The sequence below is a fragment of the Mycolicibacterium helvum genome, from assembly GCF_010731895.1.
In the GTDB taxonomy this organism is placed as follows: Bacteria; Actinomycetota; Actinomycetes; order Mycobacteriales; family Mycobacteriaceae; genus Mycobacterium; species Mycobacterium helvum.
This window is the reverse complement of record NZ_AP022596.1, coordinates 5686965-5702098: the sequence shown is the minus strand read 5'-3', so window position 1 is coordinate 5702098 and position 15134 is coordinate 5686965. Positions and strand designations below refer to the sequence as shown.

Annotated in this window: 15 protein-coding genes; 9 read left to right on the top strand and 6 right to left on the bottom strand. The window is 67.7% G+C overall.

The window, feature by feature from the left end:
• The 8 genes from G6N38_RS26845 to G6N38_RS26810 all read left to right on the top strand — a co-directional run bounded on the left by G6N38_RS26845 (position 1) and on the right by G6N38_RS26810 (position 9221).
• The gene (locus tag G6N38_RS26845) at positions 1-834 is read left to right on the top strand and encodes an N-acyl homoserine lactonase family protein (protein WP_163751151.1); all 834 of its coding nucleotides are present in this window, start codon (positions 1-3) and stop codon (positions 832-834) included.
• The gene (gene allB / locus G6N38_RS26840) at positions 831-2177 is read left to right on the top strand and encodes an allantoinase AllB (protein ID WP_163751150.1); all 1347 of its coding nucleotides are present in this window, start codon (positions 831-833) and stop codon (positions 2175-2177) included. Before G6N38_RS26845 ends, allB begins: the two co-directional genes overlap by 4 nt.
• Entirely contained in the window at positions 2174-2920 is a 747-nt protein-coding gene (locus G6N38_RS26835) for an aspartate/glutamate racemase family protein (RefSeq protein ID WP_163751149.1), read from the top strand. The genes allB and G6N38_RS26835 overlap by 4 nt, the downstream gene beginning before the upstream one ends.
• A complete protein-coding gene (locus tag G6N38_RS26830; protein ID WP_163751148.1) occupies positions 2917-3942 on the top strand; it encodes an allantoicase in 1026 nt (341 codons plus the stop codon). The genes G6N38_RS26835 and G6N38_RS26830 overlap by 4 nt, the downstream gene beginning before the upstream one ends.
• Positions 3939-4529, top strand: a complete 591-nt coding sequence (locus G6N38_RS26825; RefSeq protein ID WP_170314190.1) for a hypothetical protein — start codon at positions 3939-3941, stop codon at positions 4527-4529. Before G6N38_RS26830 ends, G6N38_RS26825 begins: the two co-directional genes overlap by 4 nt.
• Complete coding sequence (locus G6N38_RS26820; protein WP_163751147.1) at positions 4526-5551, top strand: isopenicillin N synthase family dioxygenase; 1026 nt, start codon at positions 4526-4528, stop codon at positions 5549-5551. Before G6N38_RS26825 ends, G6N38_RS26820 begins: the two co-directional genes overlap by 4 nt.
• Before the next feature lie 179 nt (positions 5552-5730).
• Positions 5731-7809, top strand: coding sequence for an adenylate/guanylate cyclase domain-containing protein (locus G6N38_RS26815; RefSeq protein ID WP_163751146.1), 2079 nt, complete (start codon positions 5731-5733; stop codon positions 7807-7809).
• Complete coding sequence (locus G6N38_RS26810; protein WP_163751145.1) at positions 7806-9221, top strand: mechanosensitive ion channel domain-containing protein; 1416 nt, start codon at positions 7806-7808, stop codon at positions 9219-9221. Before G6N38_RS26815 ends, G6N38_RS26810 begins: the two co-directional genes overlap by 4 nt.
• Before the next feature lie 3 nt (positions 9222-9224).
• Here the strand turns inward: G6N38_RS26810 and G6N38_RS26805 are convergent, their stop codons facing one another.
• From G6N38_RS26805 to malQ, 4 genes are read right to left on the bottom strand one after another with little or no spacing between them, the layout of a single operon-like run.
• Complete coding sequence (locus tag G6N38_RS26805; RefSeq protein ID WP_163751144.1) at positions 9225-9680, bottom strand: nuclear transport factor 2 family protein; 456 nt, start codon at positions 9678-9680, stop codon at positions 9225-9227.
• Positions 9677-10558, bottom strand: coding sequence for an LLM class F420-dependent oxidoreductase (locus tag G6N38_RS26800; protein WP_163751143.1), 882 nt, complete (start codon positions 10556-10558; stop codon positions 9677-9679). Before G6N38_RS26800 ends, G6N38_RS26805 begins: the two co-directional genes overlap by 4 nt.
• A 9-nt stretch (positions 10559-10567) precedes the next feature.
• A complete protein-coding gene (locus G6N38_RS26795) occupies positions 10568-11062 on the bottom strand; it encodes an NUDIX hydrolase (protein ID WP_163751142.1) in 495 nt (164 codons plus the stop codon).
• Between the two features lie 2 nt (positions 11063-11064).
• Entirely contained in the window at positions 11065-13206 is a 2142-nt protein-coding gene (malQ, locus tag G6N38_RS26790) for a 4-alpha-glucanotransferase (protein WP_407662830.1), read from the bottom strand.
• A gap of 30 nt (positions 13207-13236) precedes the next feature.
• Between malQ and G6N38_RS26785 the strand changes: the two genes are divergently transcribed.
• Positions 13237-14430 (top strand): MFS transporter, encoded by a 1194-nt coding sequence (locus G6N38_RS26785; RefSeq protein WP_163751140.1) that lies wholly within the window; start codon positions 13237-13239, stop codon positions 14428-14430.
• On the opposite strand, the gene G6N38_RS26780 is transcribed toward G6N38_RS26785, so the two are convergent.
• Both G6N38_RS26780 and G6N38_RS26775 read right to left on the bottom strand, forming a co-directional pair.
• Positions 14399-14722: a DMT family transporter gene (locus G6N38_RS26780; protein ID WP_163752453.1), complete on the bottom strand. Its 324-nt coding sequence runs from the start codon at positions 14720-14722 to the stop codon at positions 14399-14401. The genes G6N38_RS26785 and G6N38_RS26780 overlap by 32 nt on opposite strands.
• Complete coding sequence (locus G6N38_RS26775) at positions 14722-15057, bottom strand: DMT family transporter (RefSeq protein WP_163752450.1); 336 nt, start codon at positions 15055-15057, stop codon at positions 14722-14724. The genes G6N38_RS26780 and G6N38_RS26775 overlap by 1 nt, the downstream gene beginning before the upstream one ends.
• Positions 15058-15134 lie beyond the last annotated feature (77 nt).

Genomic DNA, 15134 nt, shown 5'->3' with positions numbered 1-15134 from the left:
ATGGCGTTGGGAAAGGGCAAAGTTCGCCGGATCGTCCTGCTGACGCTGGGGTGGGAGGAGCTGCCGAAGTCGGTGTCGGTCTACGGATCACCACCGGAGCTGCGGATGCGCGAACCGGTGCCGGGTGTGCTGTTGCAGACAGACGGCGGCTGGGTGTTGCTCGACACCGGGTTCAACACCGCGCTGATCCGGGATCCGGCGTTGTACCGGCGGTTCTTCCCGACCGTCGAGTACATCCCGGTGCTCCCAGGGCCTGGTGAGCCGATCGAGGAGTCGTTGCACGACATCGGCATCGACGTTGACGACATCCACCTCGTGGCGCTGTCGCATCTGCACCACGACCATGCCGGCGGTGTGAAGCTGTTCGCGGGCAAGGTCCCGGTGCACGCGCAGCGCCGCGAGCTGGAGTACGGTCTGTCGAATCACCCTGAGCCCGAACGGAATGCGATCGTCCGAGTGGACTTCGACGATCCGCGCATCGACTGGGTGCTGGCCGACGGTGAAGCCGAGATCGCGCCAGGTATCACCGCGGTACCGACCTACGGGCACACGCCGGGGCATCAGAGCTTCGTCGTGGAGCTCGATCCGAGCGTCGGCGGCGGCGGTTTCGTGTTCGCGTTCGACGCCGCTGATCTGACCGAGAACATCGAGCACGAGCTGCCGATCGGCGGGTTCATCGACGTCGACCCGGCCGAGACGGTGGAGCCGATCCGGCGGCTGAAGAAGCTGGCCAGTGCGAAGGGGTATGAGCTGGTTCCCGGCCACGACCCGCACGTCTGGCCGGAACTGACAGCGCGGCTCGAGGAGCGGTTCGGCCCGGTGCGGCCGCGGTGAGCGGGCCCGCCGTCGAGCACGTCCTTCGCGCCCCGCGCGCGGTGGTCGGCGGTGTCGTCCGGCCCGCTGCAATCGGTTTGGCGGACGGCATGATCCGGGTAGTTTGCGAGGTCGACGCCGATCTGGGCTGCGCCGAGCAGACCATCCTGGATCCCGACGTGGTACTGCTGCCCGGTTTGGTGGACACCCACGTGCACATCAACGATCCGGGTACGGACTGGGAGGGCTTCGCCACCGCGACCGCGGCGGCGCTCGCCGGCGGCATCACCACCGTCGTGGACATGCCGCTGGACAGCGATCCGGCGACGACGACGGTGGCCGCGCTGGACATCAAACGCTCAGCGGCCGCCGGGGTGTGCCGCGTGGACACCGGGTTCTGGGGCGGCATCGTGCCGGACAACCTTGGTTCCTTTGGCGAACTCACCGATGCCGGGGTGCTCGGATTCAAGTGCTTTCTGTCCGAGTCGGGCAACCCGAACTTCCCGCCGCTAGACGTGGCCGAGTTCCGTGCCGCGATGGCCAGAGTCGCCGAACTGGATTCGGTGCTGCTGGTGCACGCCGAGAGCGCCAGGGTGCTGGCCGGTTGCCCGCCACCGGCGGGCCGCGACTATGGCGACTTCCTGCGGTCGCGACCCGACGCCGCCGAGCAGGACGCGGTGCAGATCGTGCTCGATGCCGTTGCCGAGACCGGCGCGCGGGCGCACATCGTGCACGTCTCCAGCGCAGCCGTGCTGCCACTGATCGCCGATGCCAAACGGGCCGGGCTGCCCGTCACCGCCGAAACCTGCCCGCATTACCTGACTTTCACGGCCGAGAGCATTCCCGAGGGTGGCACGGTGTTCGCGGCCTGCCCGCCCATCCGCGGTGAAGGCAACCGGGCCCTGTTGTGGGCGGCGCTGGCCGAGGGCACCCTGGACATGGTGGTTTCCGACCACTCCCCGTGTGCGCCGCAGCACAAGGATCTGCACGGCGGCGATTTCGGCCGCGCGTTCGGCGGGATCAGTTCACTGCAGATCGCGCTGCCCGCGCTGTGGACCCACGCGGCGCGCGCTGGGTTCGAGTTGCCGGATGTATGCCGGTGGATGGCACAGGCACCCGCCGGGCTGGCCGGCCTGACCGACCGCGGCGTGATCGCACCCGGCACACGGGCCGACTTCTGTGTGTTCGACCCCGACGCGGCGTGGGTGGTGCGCGGTGCCGAACTACACCACCGCCATTCGCTCACTCCATACGAGGGAGCCCCGCTGACCGGCGCGGTGCGTCAGATGTGGCGTGGCGGCCGGTTGGCGGACGAGAACACGTGCGGCGAGCTGCTTTGGGCAGGAGTACGGGAGCCGGTGTGAAGATCCTGGTGCTCAACCCCAACACGTCGGCGACGATGAGCGCCGAAATCGACGCCGCGGCCCGGGCCGCCGCCGGACCGGGGACCGAAATCCTCACCACCCAGCCGAATTTCGGGTCGGTTGCCATCGACTCGGCCGCCGAGAGTTACCTGTCCGCGGTCGGGGTGATGGACATCGTCGCCGCCCAATTGGCGAGCGGGACTTTCGATGCCGACGCGGTGGTGTTGGCGGGCTTTGGCGAACACGGCAAAGACGCGCTGCAGGAGATGCTCGAGGTGCCGGTGCTCGACATCACTGAATCCGCCGCCCACGTCGCCCAGCTGATCGGCCGGCGATTCTCCGTGGTGACCACGCTGGCGCGTTCGATCGCCCCGATCGAGGACCGGTTGCTGCTGGCCGGGCTGGCAGCACACTGCGCGTCGGTGCGGGCCTGCGGGTTGGGGACCGCGGAACTCGACGCGGATCCAGCCGGTGCGGTCAAAGCGATCGTTGCCGAAGCCGAACGTGCGGTGATGCAGGACGGCGCCGACGTGATCTGCCTGGGCTGCGCGGGCATGGCCGGGGTGACAGGGGCGATCACCGACGCGCTCGGTGTGCCCGCCGTCGACGGGGTGGCCGCCGCGGTCGGCTTGGCCCAGATGCTGGTCGGGCTGGACCTGTCGACCAGCAAGGCCGGCGCGTACGCACCGGGACCGGACAACGTGCGCACCTACTGGCCACTATCGAAGGCGTTGGGTCTATGACGATCGAGCGGGACTGCGGTCTGGATCTGGCTTGTCGCGCGGTCGGCGGCAGTGTCATCGCCGCCAGTGACGAGTCGTTCGGATTCAAGGAACGGCTGATCGACCCGGCCGAACCGGATTTCGTCCCAGGGACGTTTGACCTTCGTGGGGAGGTGGTCGACGGCTGGGAGACGCGTCGGCATGCACCGCAGGGGGACTGGGCCATCGTCCGGCTCGGCGTCCCGGGCAGGCTGCGCACCATCGATGTCGACACCCGCTTCTTCACCGGCAACCATCCGACGGGCTGCACGCTCTTCGGCGCCACGCTGGCGGCATCGGACGACGCGTGCAGTGCAGCTGTGGATTGGCGCCTGCTGGCGCCACCCGCACCGCTCAATGCCGACGCGCACAATCCGATCGCGGTCGCCGACCCGCGCCGCTACACCCATCTCAAGTTGGTGATCGCCTCCGACGGCGGGGTCGCCAGGCTACGGGCCTATGGGGACCCCGTCCCCGACCCGGCACTATGGTCGGGCGTCACTGTCGAGGTCTCGGGGGCCGAGCAGGGCGGGCGCCTCGAACACTGCAGCGACACGTTCTACTCCGATGCGCGCGCACTGATCTCGGCCGACCGGCCGCACAATATGGGGGCGGGCTGGGAGGCCCGGCGTCGGCGTGACATCGGACCCGACACCCACGACGCGGTGACGATCTCTTTCCTGACCGCGACCGATCTCGATCGCGTCGAGATCGACACCTCCTACTTCGTCTTCAACGCCTCCCGCGAGGTCTGTGTGCGCGGCACCCGAGACCGGCCGAGCGCCGGGCGGCCCTGGTGGGCACTGTCCTTCGACGAGATCGTGGTGCCCCGCAGCAGGCTGCTCGCGGATGCTCGCCAGGTCTTCGTGGTGGACGCCGCCGCGATCACCGCGATCCGGGTGCAGGCCTACCCCGACGGCGGCATCGCCCGGGTGCGGGCGCTAGGGCGGCCCACCCAGGCTGGGCTGGCTGCGCTCCACGACGGCTGGGAGGCTGCATTGTGACACCTGCGATCGCCGAGTGTGCCGGCCTGTGGCGGCGGACGCTGTTGATCGAGGCCGACGGCTCCCGCGACACGGGCGCGAATGTCGTCTGGCTGCAGGGACTTTCACTGTTCGTCGACGTGCGCGGACCGGGCGAGGGGTTCGCCGGCCAGCTTGATCAACGACTCGATGTCTTCGAGTGGACCAGGCTGGTCGATCTACAGCCGCCCGGACTGCCTGACGCCGGACGGATGAGCTGGGCCGAGGACACTCTCGTGGAGATCGGGGTGCACGCCGATTACACCGAACATTGGCAGCGTGAGCCAGGACCGGCGGAACCGTGCTGGGGCCTGCGTGTTGCGGCGCCCGACGACGCGGCCGGGGTGTTGCTACGGGTGGGGGAGCGCTTCGGTTGGGCGTACCGGCGGCCCGGCGCGACGAACGTCTCGCTGGGTGAGATCACCGAAATGAATTGGCGCATAACTGTGTCCGCTGACGCATCCCGCGTGGGAATGACAATCAGTCCCCGATTCGCATCAGGACAGCTACGAGTCGACGAGGACATCGCATGGGAGATCAAGGAAACTGAAGGAAGCGTGACATTGTGAGTGGGGCATTCCAGTCGGTACCGGTCGTCGATATCAGCGGGTTGCGGTCGGCAGATCGCACCGAGCGGGAGCGCGTGGCAGCTGAACTCGGTGCAGCCGCCCGAGAGGTCGGGTTCTTCTACATTTCCGGCACGTCGGTCAGCGACGAATTGTTCGACAAGCTGCTGACGGCGACCAAACAGTTCTTCGCCCTGCCGATGGATCAGAAGATGGCGTCCTACATTGGCCTGTCGACCTGCCATCGCGGCTACGTGCCGGTGGGCGAAGAGGGCCTCTACGGCGACAAACCGGACCTCAAGGAGGCTTTCGACACCGCACTGGATCTGCCCGCCGAGGACCCCGATCACCTGGCCGGCAACCCGATGCTCGGGCCCAATGTGTGGCCCGATGTTCCTGGTTTCGCCGAGACAGTCACCGAGTACTACCAGGCGGTGCTGGGCGTCGGCCAGGAATTGTTGTGGGCCTTCGCGGTAGCGCTTGGAGAAGATCCCGACACGTTCACCCGGCATGCCACCAAGACGCCGAGTCAGCTGCGGCTCATCTACTACCCGTACAACCCGCAGGCGCAAGACGCCCAGGGCATCGGCGCGCATACCGACTACGAGTGCTTCACGCTGCTCAAACCGACCGCACCGGGACTGGAAATACTCAACGGCGCAGGCGAGTGGATCGACGTCCCACCGATACCGGGCACTTTCGTCGTCAACGTCGGTGACCTGCTCGAGCTGTGGACCAACGGCGCGTTCGTCGCCACCTCGCATCGGGTGCGCAAGGTCTCCGAGGAGCGTTACTCGTTCCCGTTGTTCTTCAACGTGGACTACCACACCGTCGTACAGCCGCTGCCACAGTTCGCCGACGGGCCCACCCGGCCGGCACTGGTCGCCGGGGAGCATCTGTTCGCCCAGACCGCACAGACATTCGCCTACCTGAGGTCCCGGTTGGACAGCGGTGACCTGATGCTGCCGGAAGGCTCGGTGCGGACCGGCACGTTCGGGCAGCAGGCGCTGCAATCGCGTAACTGACCCCTCGGTGCGGAGTAGGTGCGCTAACATCCGCTCGATCAGCGGCAATGCCGGACTTCGGGTGGGCAGAGCTGGGTGGGCGTGACAGTGAGCGGGGGTCCTACGTGGTCCGACTATCGGGTGCGCTGTCGCGAGGTGGTCGGCTGCGATCTCTGGGATTCCAGTCGAAGCTGCTGATCATGTTGCTCGCGGTCAGCATTGTCTCGGTCGTGATCGCCGGTGCCATCGGATACATCTCCGGCACCACCTCACTGCGAAATGCCGAATTCCAGCGGCTGACCCAGTTGCGGGAGTCTCGGGCGCGTGAGATCACCTCGTTCTATACCAAAGTCACCGACGCGGCGTCGATCGTCACACATGGGACTCAGACGATCGCGGCGGCCAACGAATTCAGCAAGGCGTTCAACGAACTTCAGACGACGCCACTGCCGCCGGGCGCCGAACAGGCGGTGGCCAAGTACTACTCGACCGTGTTCGGTCCCACCCTGGCCGAGCGCACCGGTCAACCCGTCGACGCCTCGCTGTTCCAGCCCACCAGCAATGCGGCAACGTATCTGCAGTACCACTACACCGTTCCGGCCCAGGGCGATTTCGAGGCGTCGATCAAGGTGAACACCGCGGGGGATCCCAGCGCCTGGTCAGCGGTCAATGCGCGTTATCAGCCGTTCTTCGCTGACCTGACCCAGCGGTTCAATTTCGAGGACGCGGCGATCCTCGACACCCAGGGCAATGTCATCTACACCGCGTACAAGGGCGCCGATCTCGGCACGAACGTGACCAACGGCCCATACAGCACAACCGTCCTCGCGCAGACCTATCGCAAAGCTCTGCAGGCGACATCGGTGGATCAGACCTTCATCAGTGACTTCGAGAGGTACGCGCCGGCGTACGGCAAGCCCACTCAATGGGTGCTGTCGCCGATCGGCCGAGACGGTGCCATCTCCGGGGTGCTGGCATTGCAGCTGTCCCTCGATGCGGTCAACGATGTGATGACGGGGCAGGGACGCTGGGTCCAAGACGGCCTCGGGCAGTCGGGTGAGACGTACCTGGCCGGGCCGGACAAGCTGATGCGATCGGTATCCCGGGAATTGCTCACCGATCCCAAGCACTACGCCGAAGAGGTGATCGCCGACGGCACCCCCGACGAGATCGCCGAGCGCCAAGTGGCCGTCAAGGGCAGTGTGCTCCTGCAGCCGGTGGACAAGCTGGCGGTCAACCGCGCGCTGACCGGGGCGACCGGGGTTACCACTGCACGCGACTACATCGGGCCGGAGTCGCTGGTCGCTTACGCGCCGCTGGATATACCGGGCCTCGACTGGGTGCTGGTGGCCAAGATCGACAGATCGGAGGCACTGGCTCCGGTTACCACGTTCGCCCGCAACATCGCGCTGTCGACGGCGGCGATTGTCCTGGTGGTGTCGCTACTTGCGTTGTTGTTCAGCCGAATTCTCACCCGGCCGATCAAAATACTGGGTACCGCGGTACGTCGCGTCGCCGGCGGTGAGCTCGGGGTAAGCGTCCCCGTCACGGCCCGAGACGAAATCGGGGAATTGGCTTCGGCTTTCAACGATATGAGCGCCAGCCTGCAAACCAAACAACAGCTCATCGACGAGCAGCGGCGCGAGAACGACGAACTGCTGGCGAGCCTGATGCCCGAATCAGTGGCGCGGCGTTACCGCGACGGCGAGGAGAACATCAGCACCCATTACCGCGACGTCTCGGTGATCTACGCCCAGTTGCTCGGGTTCGACGAATTCTCCCGCTCGATGCCCTCTGGAGAATCGGTCGCCATGCTCAATTCGCTGGCCGAGGCCTTCGACGGGGCGGCCGAACGACACGGCGTCGAGCAGGTTCGCAGCATGCAGGACAACGGGCTACTGGCCACCTGCGGTCTGGTGGTGCCGCGCGTCGACCACGCCAGCCGGACGATCGCCTTCGCCAACGAGCTCACCGACATCGTGCAGCGTTTCAACGACCAGCACGACGCGCGACTGGCCATCCGGGCGGGCATTGACAGCGGCCCGGTGACGAGCGGCCTGGTGGGGCAGCGGTCGAAGATCTACGCACTGTGGGGAGAGGCCGTCGACCTGGCGAACAGGGTGCACGCGGCGACCAAGACACCTGGGGTGTTCGTCAGCGACCGGGTGCATGAGGCGGTGGTCGGTATCTATTCGTTCTCCGACGCCGGCACCATCAGCGGCTCAGCGGGCAACGAACCGGTGTGGCGGTTGGACGTCGGAACGCGGCAGTCGGCATGAGCGGACTGACCTCGCAACCCTGGTTCTGGCCGGCGTTCGGTGTCATCATCGGCCTGCCGCTAGCCCTGCTGCTGCTCAACGAACTTCACGGAGTCCTGACTCGCCGGAACAGTTCCTACGCCAAACCAGTTGCCCTGCTGCGGAACTGGGTGCTGCCGGCATGTGCGGTCTACCTGCTGATCGCACAGCTGGAGCAGGCAGACGTCGACGCCACCTGGTCCAAGATCGCCGCGACAGCCTTCGGCTTCCTGATCATGCTACTGCTGTTGTCCGGCGCCAATGCCGCGTTGTTCGGCACAGCGCGGGCCGGGAGCTGGCGCGAACGCCTGCCAGGCATCTTTATCGACCTGGGCCGGCTGGTGCTCATCATCCTGGGCGTCGGGCTGCTGCTGTCCTGGGTCTGGGGAGCCAATATCGGCGGGCTGATCGCCGCAGTCGGCGTGACGTCGATCGTGATCGGCCTGGCGGTGCAGACCGCGGTCGGCCCGGTCATCGCCGGGCTGCTGCTGTTATTCGAGCAACCGTTCCGCATCGGCGACTGGCTGGACGCCGCGCCGGCCAAAGGCCGCGTGGTCGAAGTGAACTGGCGTGCCGCACACATCGACACCGGCAATGGCATCCAGATCGTGCCGAACGCGATGCTGGCGACCGGTTCGTTCACCAACCTCAGCCGGGTGCAGGGTGCGGCCTATCAGGCGGCAGCCACGCTGACGTTCGGCCCCGACGATCCACCGGGCGCGGTGGCGGCGGCGCTGATGGCGGTGGCCACCGGATTGCCGGCGCGGCTGGCCACTATGCCGGCCAAAGTGGTGGCGCTCGGGGAAGCGAAGTACAAGGTGTCGGTGCCGATCGCCTCACCGGCCGACGAATCGCGCACCAAGGCGCTGTTGTTGCACCGCGCGTGGTACGCCGCGCAGCGGGCCGGACTGCACCTGGACGAGGCGAGTCCTGACCCCGAGGCCGCCAAGGCCTACGTGGACGGTGCGCTGCAGCGGATCGCGGCCGGGCTGGGGCTTGGGCAGGAGGCGGCGGCCGCGATGTCGGCGCAGGGCCGCCAGCTGCTCTACGCCGAAGGCGAGATCATCCAACCGGTCAACACCATCCCGGAAGCGGTCTGCTTCATCACCGCCGGATCGGTCGGGATGGTCGTCTACGCCGAAGACGGCCGCGAGTTGTCGCTGGGCACCCTGGGTGTGGGGGAGTACGTCGGGGGAACATCGCTGACCCGCCAACGGATGATCACCGGTGTCGTCGCACTCACCGACGCCACGATCGTGTCCGTACCCCGCGCCGCGATGAATTCTGTGGTGCAGAACAATGCCCGGCTGGCGCGCCAGATCGGAGACGTCATCGAAATGCGCCGCAAGGCCGCAACCGACGCGCTTGCCGAAGCCGCCGCCGGGGTGCGATAGGAATCAGCGCAGGCGGCGGGTCGGCCGCGTCTCGATCGCGTTGATCGTCAGGGCGCGCCGCGCCACAAGCCAACCCGACTCGCCCCGCGCGTACTCGTCGTCGTAGCGCAGATACCAGACCAGGTCGACGATGCCCTCGTCACGGCGGCTCCAATGATGCGCGGTCGCCGCGATACGCCCAAGTGCCAGATCGGGATTCGAGTCCACGGTATAGACCTCGGAATCGATGGCGTGATGCGTACGCCCGACGTTGGTCGCCGCGGCCAACGCGGCCCCGATAGTGTCCGGACCATGATGGCGGCGCACCGGTGTCAGCACGTCCGGCGGATCGGGCAGGACCAATTCCCCGTCACCGCGGAACAATCCGAGCACCGTCTCGACATCCTGATCGTCGACGGCAGCGGCATAGCGATGCACCAGCTCTGACAGCGCCAACCGATCCGCCACCGAAAGACTCACGGCCGCATGCCGAGCCGCTGCGCGCACGCTGACGCGATGTCCTTGGCCTCGTTGATATCGGTGACCGGCGGCATCCCCAGCACCAGCCGGTCAGCCCCCACCTCGGCCAGCCGTCCAGCGCGGTCGGCGTCGACCTTGGTGACGAGATGGCCCAACGACAGCTCGAGCGAATCCGGATCGCGTCCAGCGTCCTCGGCCGCCACCCGCATGACCTCGACCAACGTCGTCAGCTCGCCGCCGGCGACCCCGAGCGGCTGGAATCCGTCACCCAACCGTCCTGCCCGGCGCGCCGCCAGCCGGCTATGCCCGCCGATATGAATCGGAACACCTTGACTGGCAACCGGTTTGGGGTACGACATCGCGTTGGCGAAATCGTAGAACTCGCCGTGATGGCTGACCCCATCGGGATGGTCGGCCCAGAGCGCCCGCAGCACCTGAATCTGCTCGTCGGCGCGCCGGCCCCGGGTATCGAAATCGGCTCCGCAGGCTTCGATCTCCTCCTGCAGCCACCCCACCCCGACACACAACCGCAGCCGGCCGCCGGAGAGCACGTCGACGGTGGCGGCCCGTTTGGCCAGCATCACCGGATGGTGGTTGGGCAACACGAGGACACCGGTGGCCAGCCCCAACGTCGTGGTCTGGCCGGCCAGAAATGCCAACAGCTCCAGCGGATCGGGCACCGGACACTCCGGGGCCACCTCGACCCGGCCGGACGGATCGTAGGGATACACGCTGGCGTACTGCGTCACCAGCACGGTGTGCTCGGCCATGATGATCGACTCGAAGCCGCAGGCCTCGAGGTGGCGGGCGAATTCACCCATCCAGACGGGATCGGCGGTGACCCCGGCCGCGATGGGAGCGACGACACCGATCATCATTGCGTGAGGCTAACCCTCCGGGCCCGGATCGCCTTCACCGAGTCCCGACTGATGAGCCATCAACAGATCCAGGAACACCACGTGTCCTTTGAGCAGCTTCCGCCGTGCCTGCGCCACCGCGAACCACGCCACCCGATCCAGCTCGGGAAACTCCTGCAGCCGTCCCGACCCCTTCGGCCATTCCAGCGTGAAGGTGTTGCTGTGCGCATCGGCCACGTCCAGGTCGGCGTTGACGGCGAACACCGTCAGCACCTTGCCGCTCGGCTGCTTGACCGCATCGAACGCGATCCGGGGACCTTCGGGGACAGCGCAACCCAGTTCTTCGGCGAACTCGCGTTGCGCGGCCGCCCACGGGTCCTCGTCGGGCTCGTGCTCGCCCTTCGGGATCGACCACGCGCCGTCGTCCTTGCGCGCCCAGAATGGTCCGCCCGGGTGACCGATCAGTACCTCAGCGACCCCATCGGTTACCCGGTGCAACAGCACGCCCGCACTGAATTTCGGCATCGCTATTCCTGGCGCGCGAGGGTGGCAGCGTGCAGCGCGGCAGCCAGTGTCTGTGCCCGCGGGTCGGTCAGCACATCCTCCAGCAGCATCGGTGCGCCGTCCGGCCCGGTCAGCGGGACTCGCCAATTCGGGTACTCGTTGGTGGTGCCCGGCTGGTTCTGGGTGCGCCGGTCGCCGACGGCGTCGGTCAGTGCCAGCGCCAACAGCCGGGACGGGGTGCGGGCCAGATACCGGTGGAGGGCCAGGATCACCTGCTCCTCGTCGGGATCGGAGCCGAGCAGACCGACCCGGCGCAGTTCGGCCATCCACGCCGCCTGCTCGGTCCGGTCGTCGGCCAGTTCGTCCTCGGCGGGCCGGGTGAGCAGGCCCAGCTCGTCGCGCAACCGCACATGTTCGCCGGCCAGATAGCCGGGCGTCGGCGGCAAGTCGTGGGTGGTCACCGAGGACAGACACAGTTCGCGCCACCGCTCGGCTCGCAGCGGACCACGGTCACCATCGTTGTCCCGTTCGAACCACAGGATCGACGTGCCCAAGATCCCGCGCGCGCGTAGATAGTCACGCACCCACGGCTCCACCGTGCCAAGGTCCTCGCCGACGACGACAGCACCGGCCCGGTAGGCCTCCAACGCGACGATGCCGATCATCGCGTCGTGGTTGTAGCGGACGTAGGTGCCCTTGGTCGGCGCTGCACCCGCGGGAATCCACCACAGCCGGAACAGCCCGATGATGTGGTCGATGCGCACCCCGCCCGCGTGCCGCAGGATCGTCTGGATCAATGCCCGGAATGGTTGGTAGCCAAGCTCTTCGAGCTGATCGGGGCGCCAGGGCGGTTGTGACCAGTTCTGGCCCAGCTGATTGAACTCGTCGGGCGGCGCACCCGCGGCCACCCCCAGCGCCAGTACGTCTTGAAGTGCCCAGGCATCGGCGCCGTCGGGATGCACACCGACGGCCAGATCGTGCATAATGCCCAACGCCATCCCGGTGCGGACCGCCTGGGACTGGGTGACGGCGAGTTGATCATCGAGCTGCCACTGCAGCCACCGGTGGAAATCGACGCTCGCGCTGTGCCGCTCGGCGAACGCGAGCACCTCGGGGCCAGCAGGGTGCCGCAGCGATTTCGGCCACTCATGCCAGTTGCTGCCGTACTTCTCGGCCAGCGCCGACCAGGTGGCGAAGTCGTCGAGGGCGCGTCCTTCCCGCTCCTTGAACGCTTCGAACGCCAGCTGGCGGCCCGCCGACCGGGGAACCCGGTAAATCGCCTTCAGCGCAACGCGTTTGGCTGCCCATGCGGCGTCGCGGTCGATGGTGTCGACTTTGCGAGCGCGTCCCTGGATCGCGGCGCGCAGTTTCCATACCCGGCCGCGTTTGGGCAGAAAGGCGAATTCGGGGACGTTCTCAACCCGCAGGTACAGCGCGTTGGTGAATCGCCGCGACGACGGCAGGTAGGGGGAGGGCTCCATCGGTTCGGTGGGCGCCGACGCCTGCAACGGGTTGACAAGGACGTACCCGGCGCCGTGGCGCGCCCCGGCCCACACCGCCAGATCGGCGAGATCGCCGAGATCCCCGACACCCCATGAGTTCTTCGAGCGCACACTGTAGAGCTGGGTGGCCAGCCCCCAGGTGCGGCGTGCTCCGAGCCGCGTCGGCAGCCCCAGCCAGGCTGGGGTGATGATCAGCGGCGTGCTCGACTCCTGACCGCCGGAGCGCAGGTGGACCCGGTGATAGCCCAGCGGCAGATCCGCCGGCAACACGAACGTCGCCTCGCCCACCAGCCTGCCGTTCAGATCGAACGGCGGCGTCCAGTTGTCAGCCTGGCGCACCCCGGTACGGACCGTGCCGTCCTCGAGGCGAACCCAGACGTGCGCCGGATCGCCGTGGCTGACATGAACCCAGAATGACGTCTCGCTGGCCGCACGGCCAATGATCGTCGGCGGCAGTGACCGCGACCAGTACCGGTTGTTCTCGGCCGAAAGTGCCGCTGCACGGCACTCTTCGGTTCCGGCTTCGACGCCGAGCGCGGCCAGCACCGCCACCAGGGTGGCCTCGTCGACCGTCTCGAGCCGTCCCGTCCAGTCGTGATATTCGGTGGCCACGCCGAACCGGTGGGCCAGTTCGGACAGCGACGAATCAGTCATGGCTGCCATCTTGCTTGGTTACCCGTAACCTCGCCTCACGTGGGCACCCCCGAACTCGACGTGCGCAACCGCCGAGCCCGGGTCGCGACGGCGGCGCTGTTCTTGACCAACGGCGCGCTGTTCGCCAATCTGCTGCCGCGTTATCCCGAGATCAAGGCGGACCTCGGGTTGTCCAATACGGCTTTCGGTCTGTCGGTGGCCGCGTTCTCGGCGGGTGCGCTGCTGACCGGTCCCACCGCGGCCGCACTGATCCGTCGCTACCGCTCCGCGGTCGTGGCGGTCGTCGGGAGCGTGCTGATCGCGGTGTTCGTCTTCGCTGCCGGGTTGGCGCCCAGCGGCGCGATGCTGGCCGCGGCGTTGTTCTGCGCCGGCGCCGCCGATTCGGTGACCGATGTCGCCCAGAACATGCACGGGTTGCGGCTTCAACGCGGCTACGGGCGGTCGATCATCAACTCACTGCACGCGGTCTGGTCGTCGGGCGCAGTCCTGGGCGGCCTGATCGGCGCGGGCACAATCTATCTCGGCGTTCCCCGGGCGGTACAGCTGTCCGCGTCCGGTCTGCTGCTCTGCGCGGTCTGCCTGATCAGCTACCGCTTCCTGCTGCCCGGTCCCGACCATGACGAGCCTGCTCACCAGCACCAGGCCCAGGCGACCGCCCGGTCGGGCCGCCCCATTTACCTCGTGCTGGCCGCCCTGGTGACCATCGCGATCGCCGGCGCCGTCGTCGAGGACGGGGGTAGCTCGTGGGCCACGCTGTACCTGCACGACTCGCTGTCGGCGCCGGCCGCGATCGCCGCGCTCGGATACGTTGCCATGGTCGGCTGCCAGCTCATCGGCCGGACGTTCGGTGATCGGATGGTCGACCGGTGGGGGCAGGCAGCGGTGGCCCGGGCCGGCGGCGTGATCGTCGCGCTGGGCATGGCGGCCGCGCTGGCATTCCCGAGCGTGCCCGGCACCATCGCCGGCTTCGCCGCCGCCGGATTCGGTTCAGCCACACTGGTGCCTGGCGCGATGCACGCCGCAGACGAGCTGCCGGGTCTGCGCTCCGGCACCGGATTGACGGTGCTGACCTGGCTCATGCGGGTCGGGTTCCTTGGCTCACCGATCGTCGTTGGCGCGATCGCCGATGCGGTGTCACTGCGGGTGGGGCTGCTCAGCGTTGTCGCGGCCGGGCTGGCGGCGGTGGCGCTGGGCTGGGCACTCAGCCCACGGAACCCGTCAGCTCAATCGTGAGCACTCCGGCGATGATCAGCCCGATGCCCGCCACCATCAGCGGGGTCAGCGGCTCGTTGAACAGCGCCCGCGCGATCACAGCGATCAGCGCCACACCGGCCGCCGACCACACCCCGTAGGCGACGCCGACCGGCATGCCCAGCGACAGCGTGACCGACAGCAACGTGAACGACACCAGATAGCCGATCGCCATCGGCGCGATCCAGATCTTCTTGCGGAAGCCGTCCGAAGCGCGCAACGACAGGGTCGCGCACACCTCGATAAGGATGGCCCCCGCCAGCGTCAGCCACATCACGGCGGCGTCTCCTGGTGCCGCGAACCGAGCTCCACCAAGAGCACCCCGGCGATGATCAGCCCGATACCCGCGATGATCGGGGTGGTGAACGGGTCACCGAAGATCACGGCGGCCAGCGCCGCCGTCGCCGCGGTTCCCACCGCACCCCAGACGCCGTAGGCCACGCCGACCGGCATGCCGGCCCGCAGCACCAGCGCGAGGAAGTAGAACGAGGCGAGATAGCCGACCACCACGACCACCAGCCAGGCGCGCTGGTCCTGGGATGCACGCAGCGACAACGTCCCGGTGACCTCGACGCAGATGGCGGCCAGGAGCAGCGCCCACTTCCGCACGCTCGGCACCTCCATCGGCTAGCAGCCTGGTCAGGATAGCCGGGCGGGGGATTGTGGTCGCCGCCATACGCGGTGCC

Coding starts and splice junctions, on each gene's coding strand:
- G6N38_RS26795 (WP_163751142.1), bottom strand. CDS start 11,062: ATGCCGAAATTCAGTGCGGGCGTGCTGTTGCACCGGGTAACCGATGGG.
- G6N38_RS26810 (WP_163751145.1), top strand. CDS start 7,806: ATGAGCGGACTGACCTCGCAACCCTGGTTCTGGCCGGCGTTCGGTGTC.
- G6N38_RS26800 (WP_163751143.1), bottom strand. CDS start 10,558: ATGATGATCGGTGTCGTCGCTCCCATCGCGGCCGGGGTCACCGCCGAT.
- G6N38_RS26815 (WP_163751146.1), top strand. CDS start 5,731: ATGTTGCTCGCGGTCAGCATTGTCTCGGTCGTGATCGCCGGTGCCATC.
- malQ (WP_407662830.1), bottom strand. CDS start 13,206: ATGGCAGCCATGACTGATTCGTCGCTGTCCGAACTGGCCCACCGGTTC.
- G6N38_RS26845 (WP_163751151.1), top strand. CDS start 1: ATGGCGTTGGGAAAGGGCAAAGTTCGCCGGATCGTCCTGCTGACGCTG.
- G6N38_RS26830 (WP_163751148.1), top strand. CDS start 2,917: ATGACGATCGAGCGGGACTGCGGTCTGGATCTGGCTTGTCGCGCGGTC.
- G6N38_RS26780 (WP_163752453.1), bottom strand. CDS start 14,722: ATGTGGCTGACGCTGGCGGGGGCCATCCTTATCGAGGTGTGCGCGACC.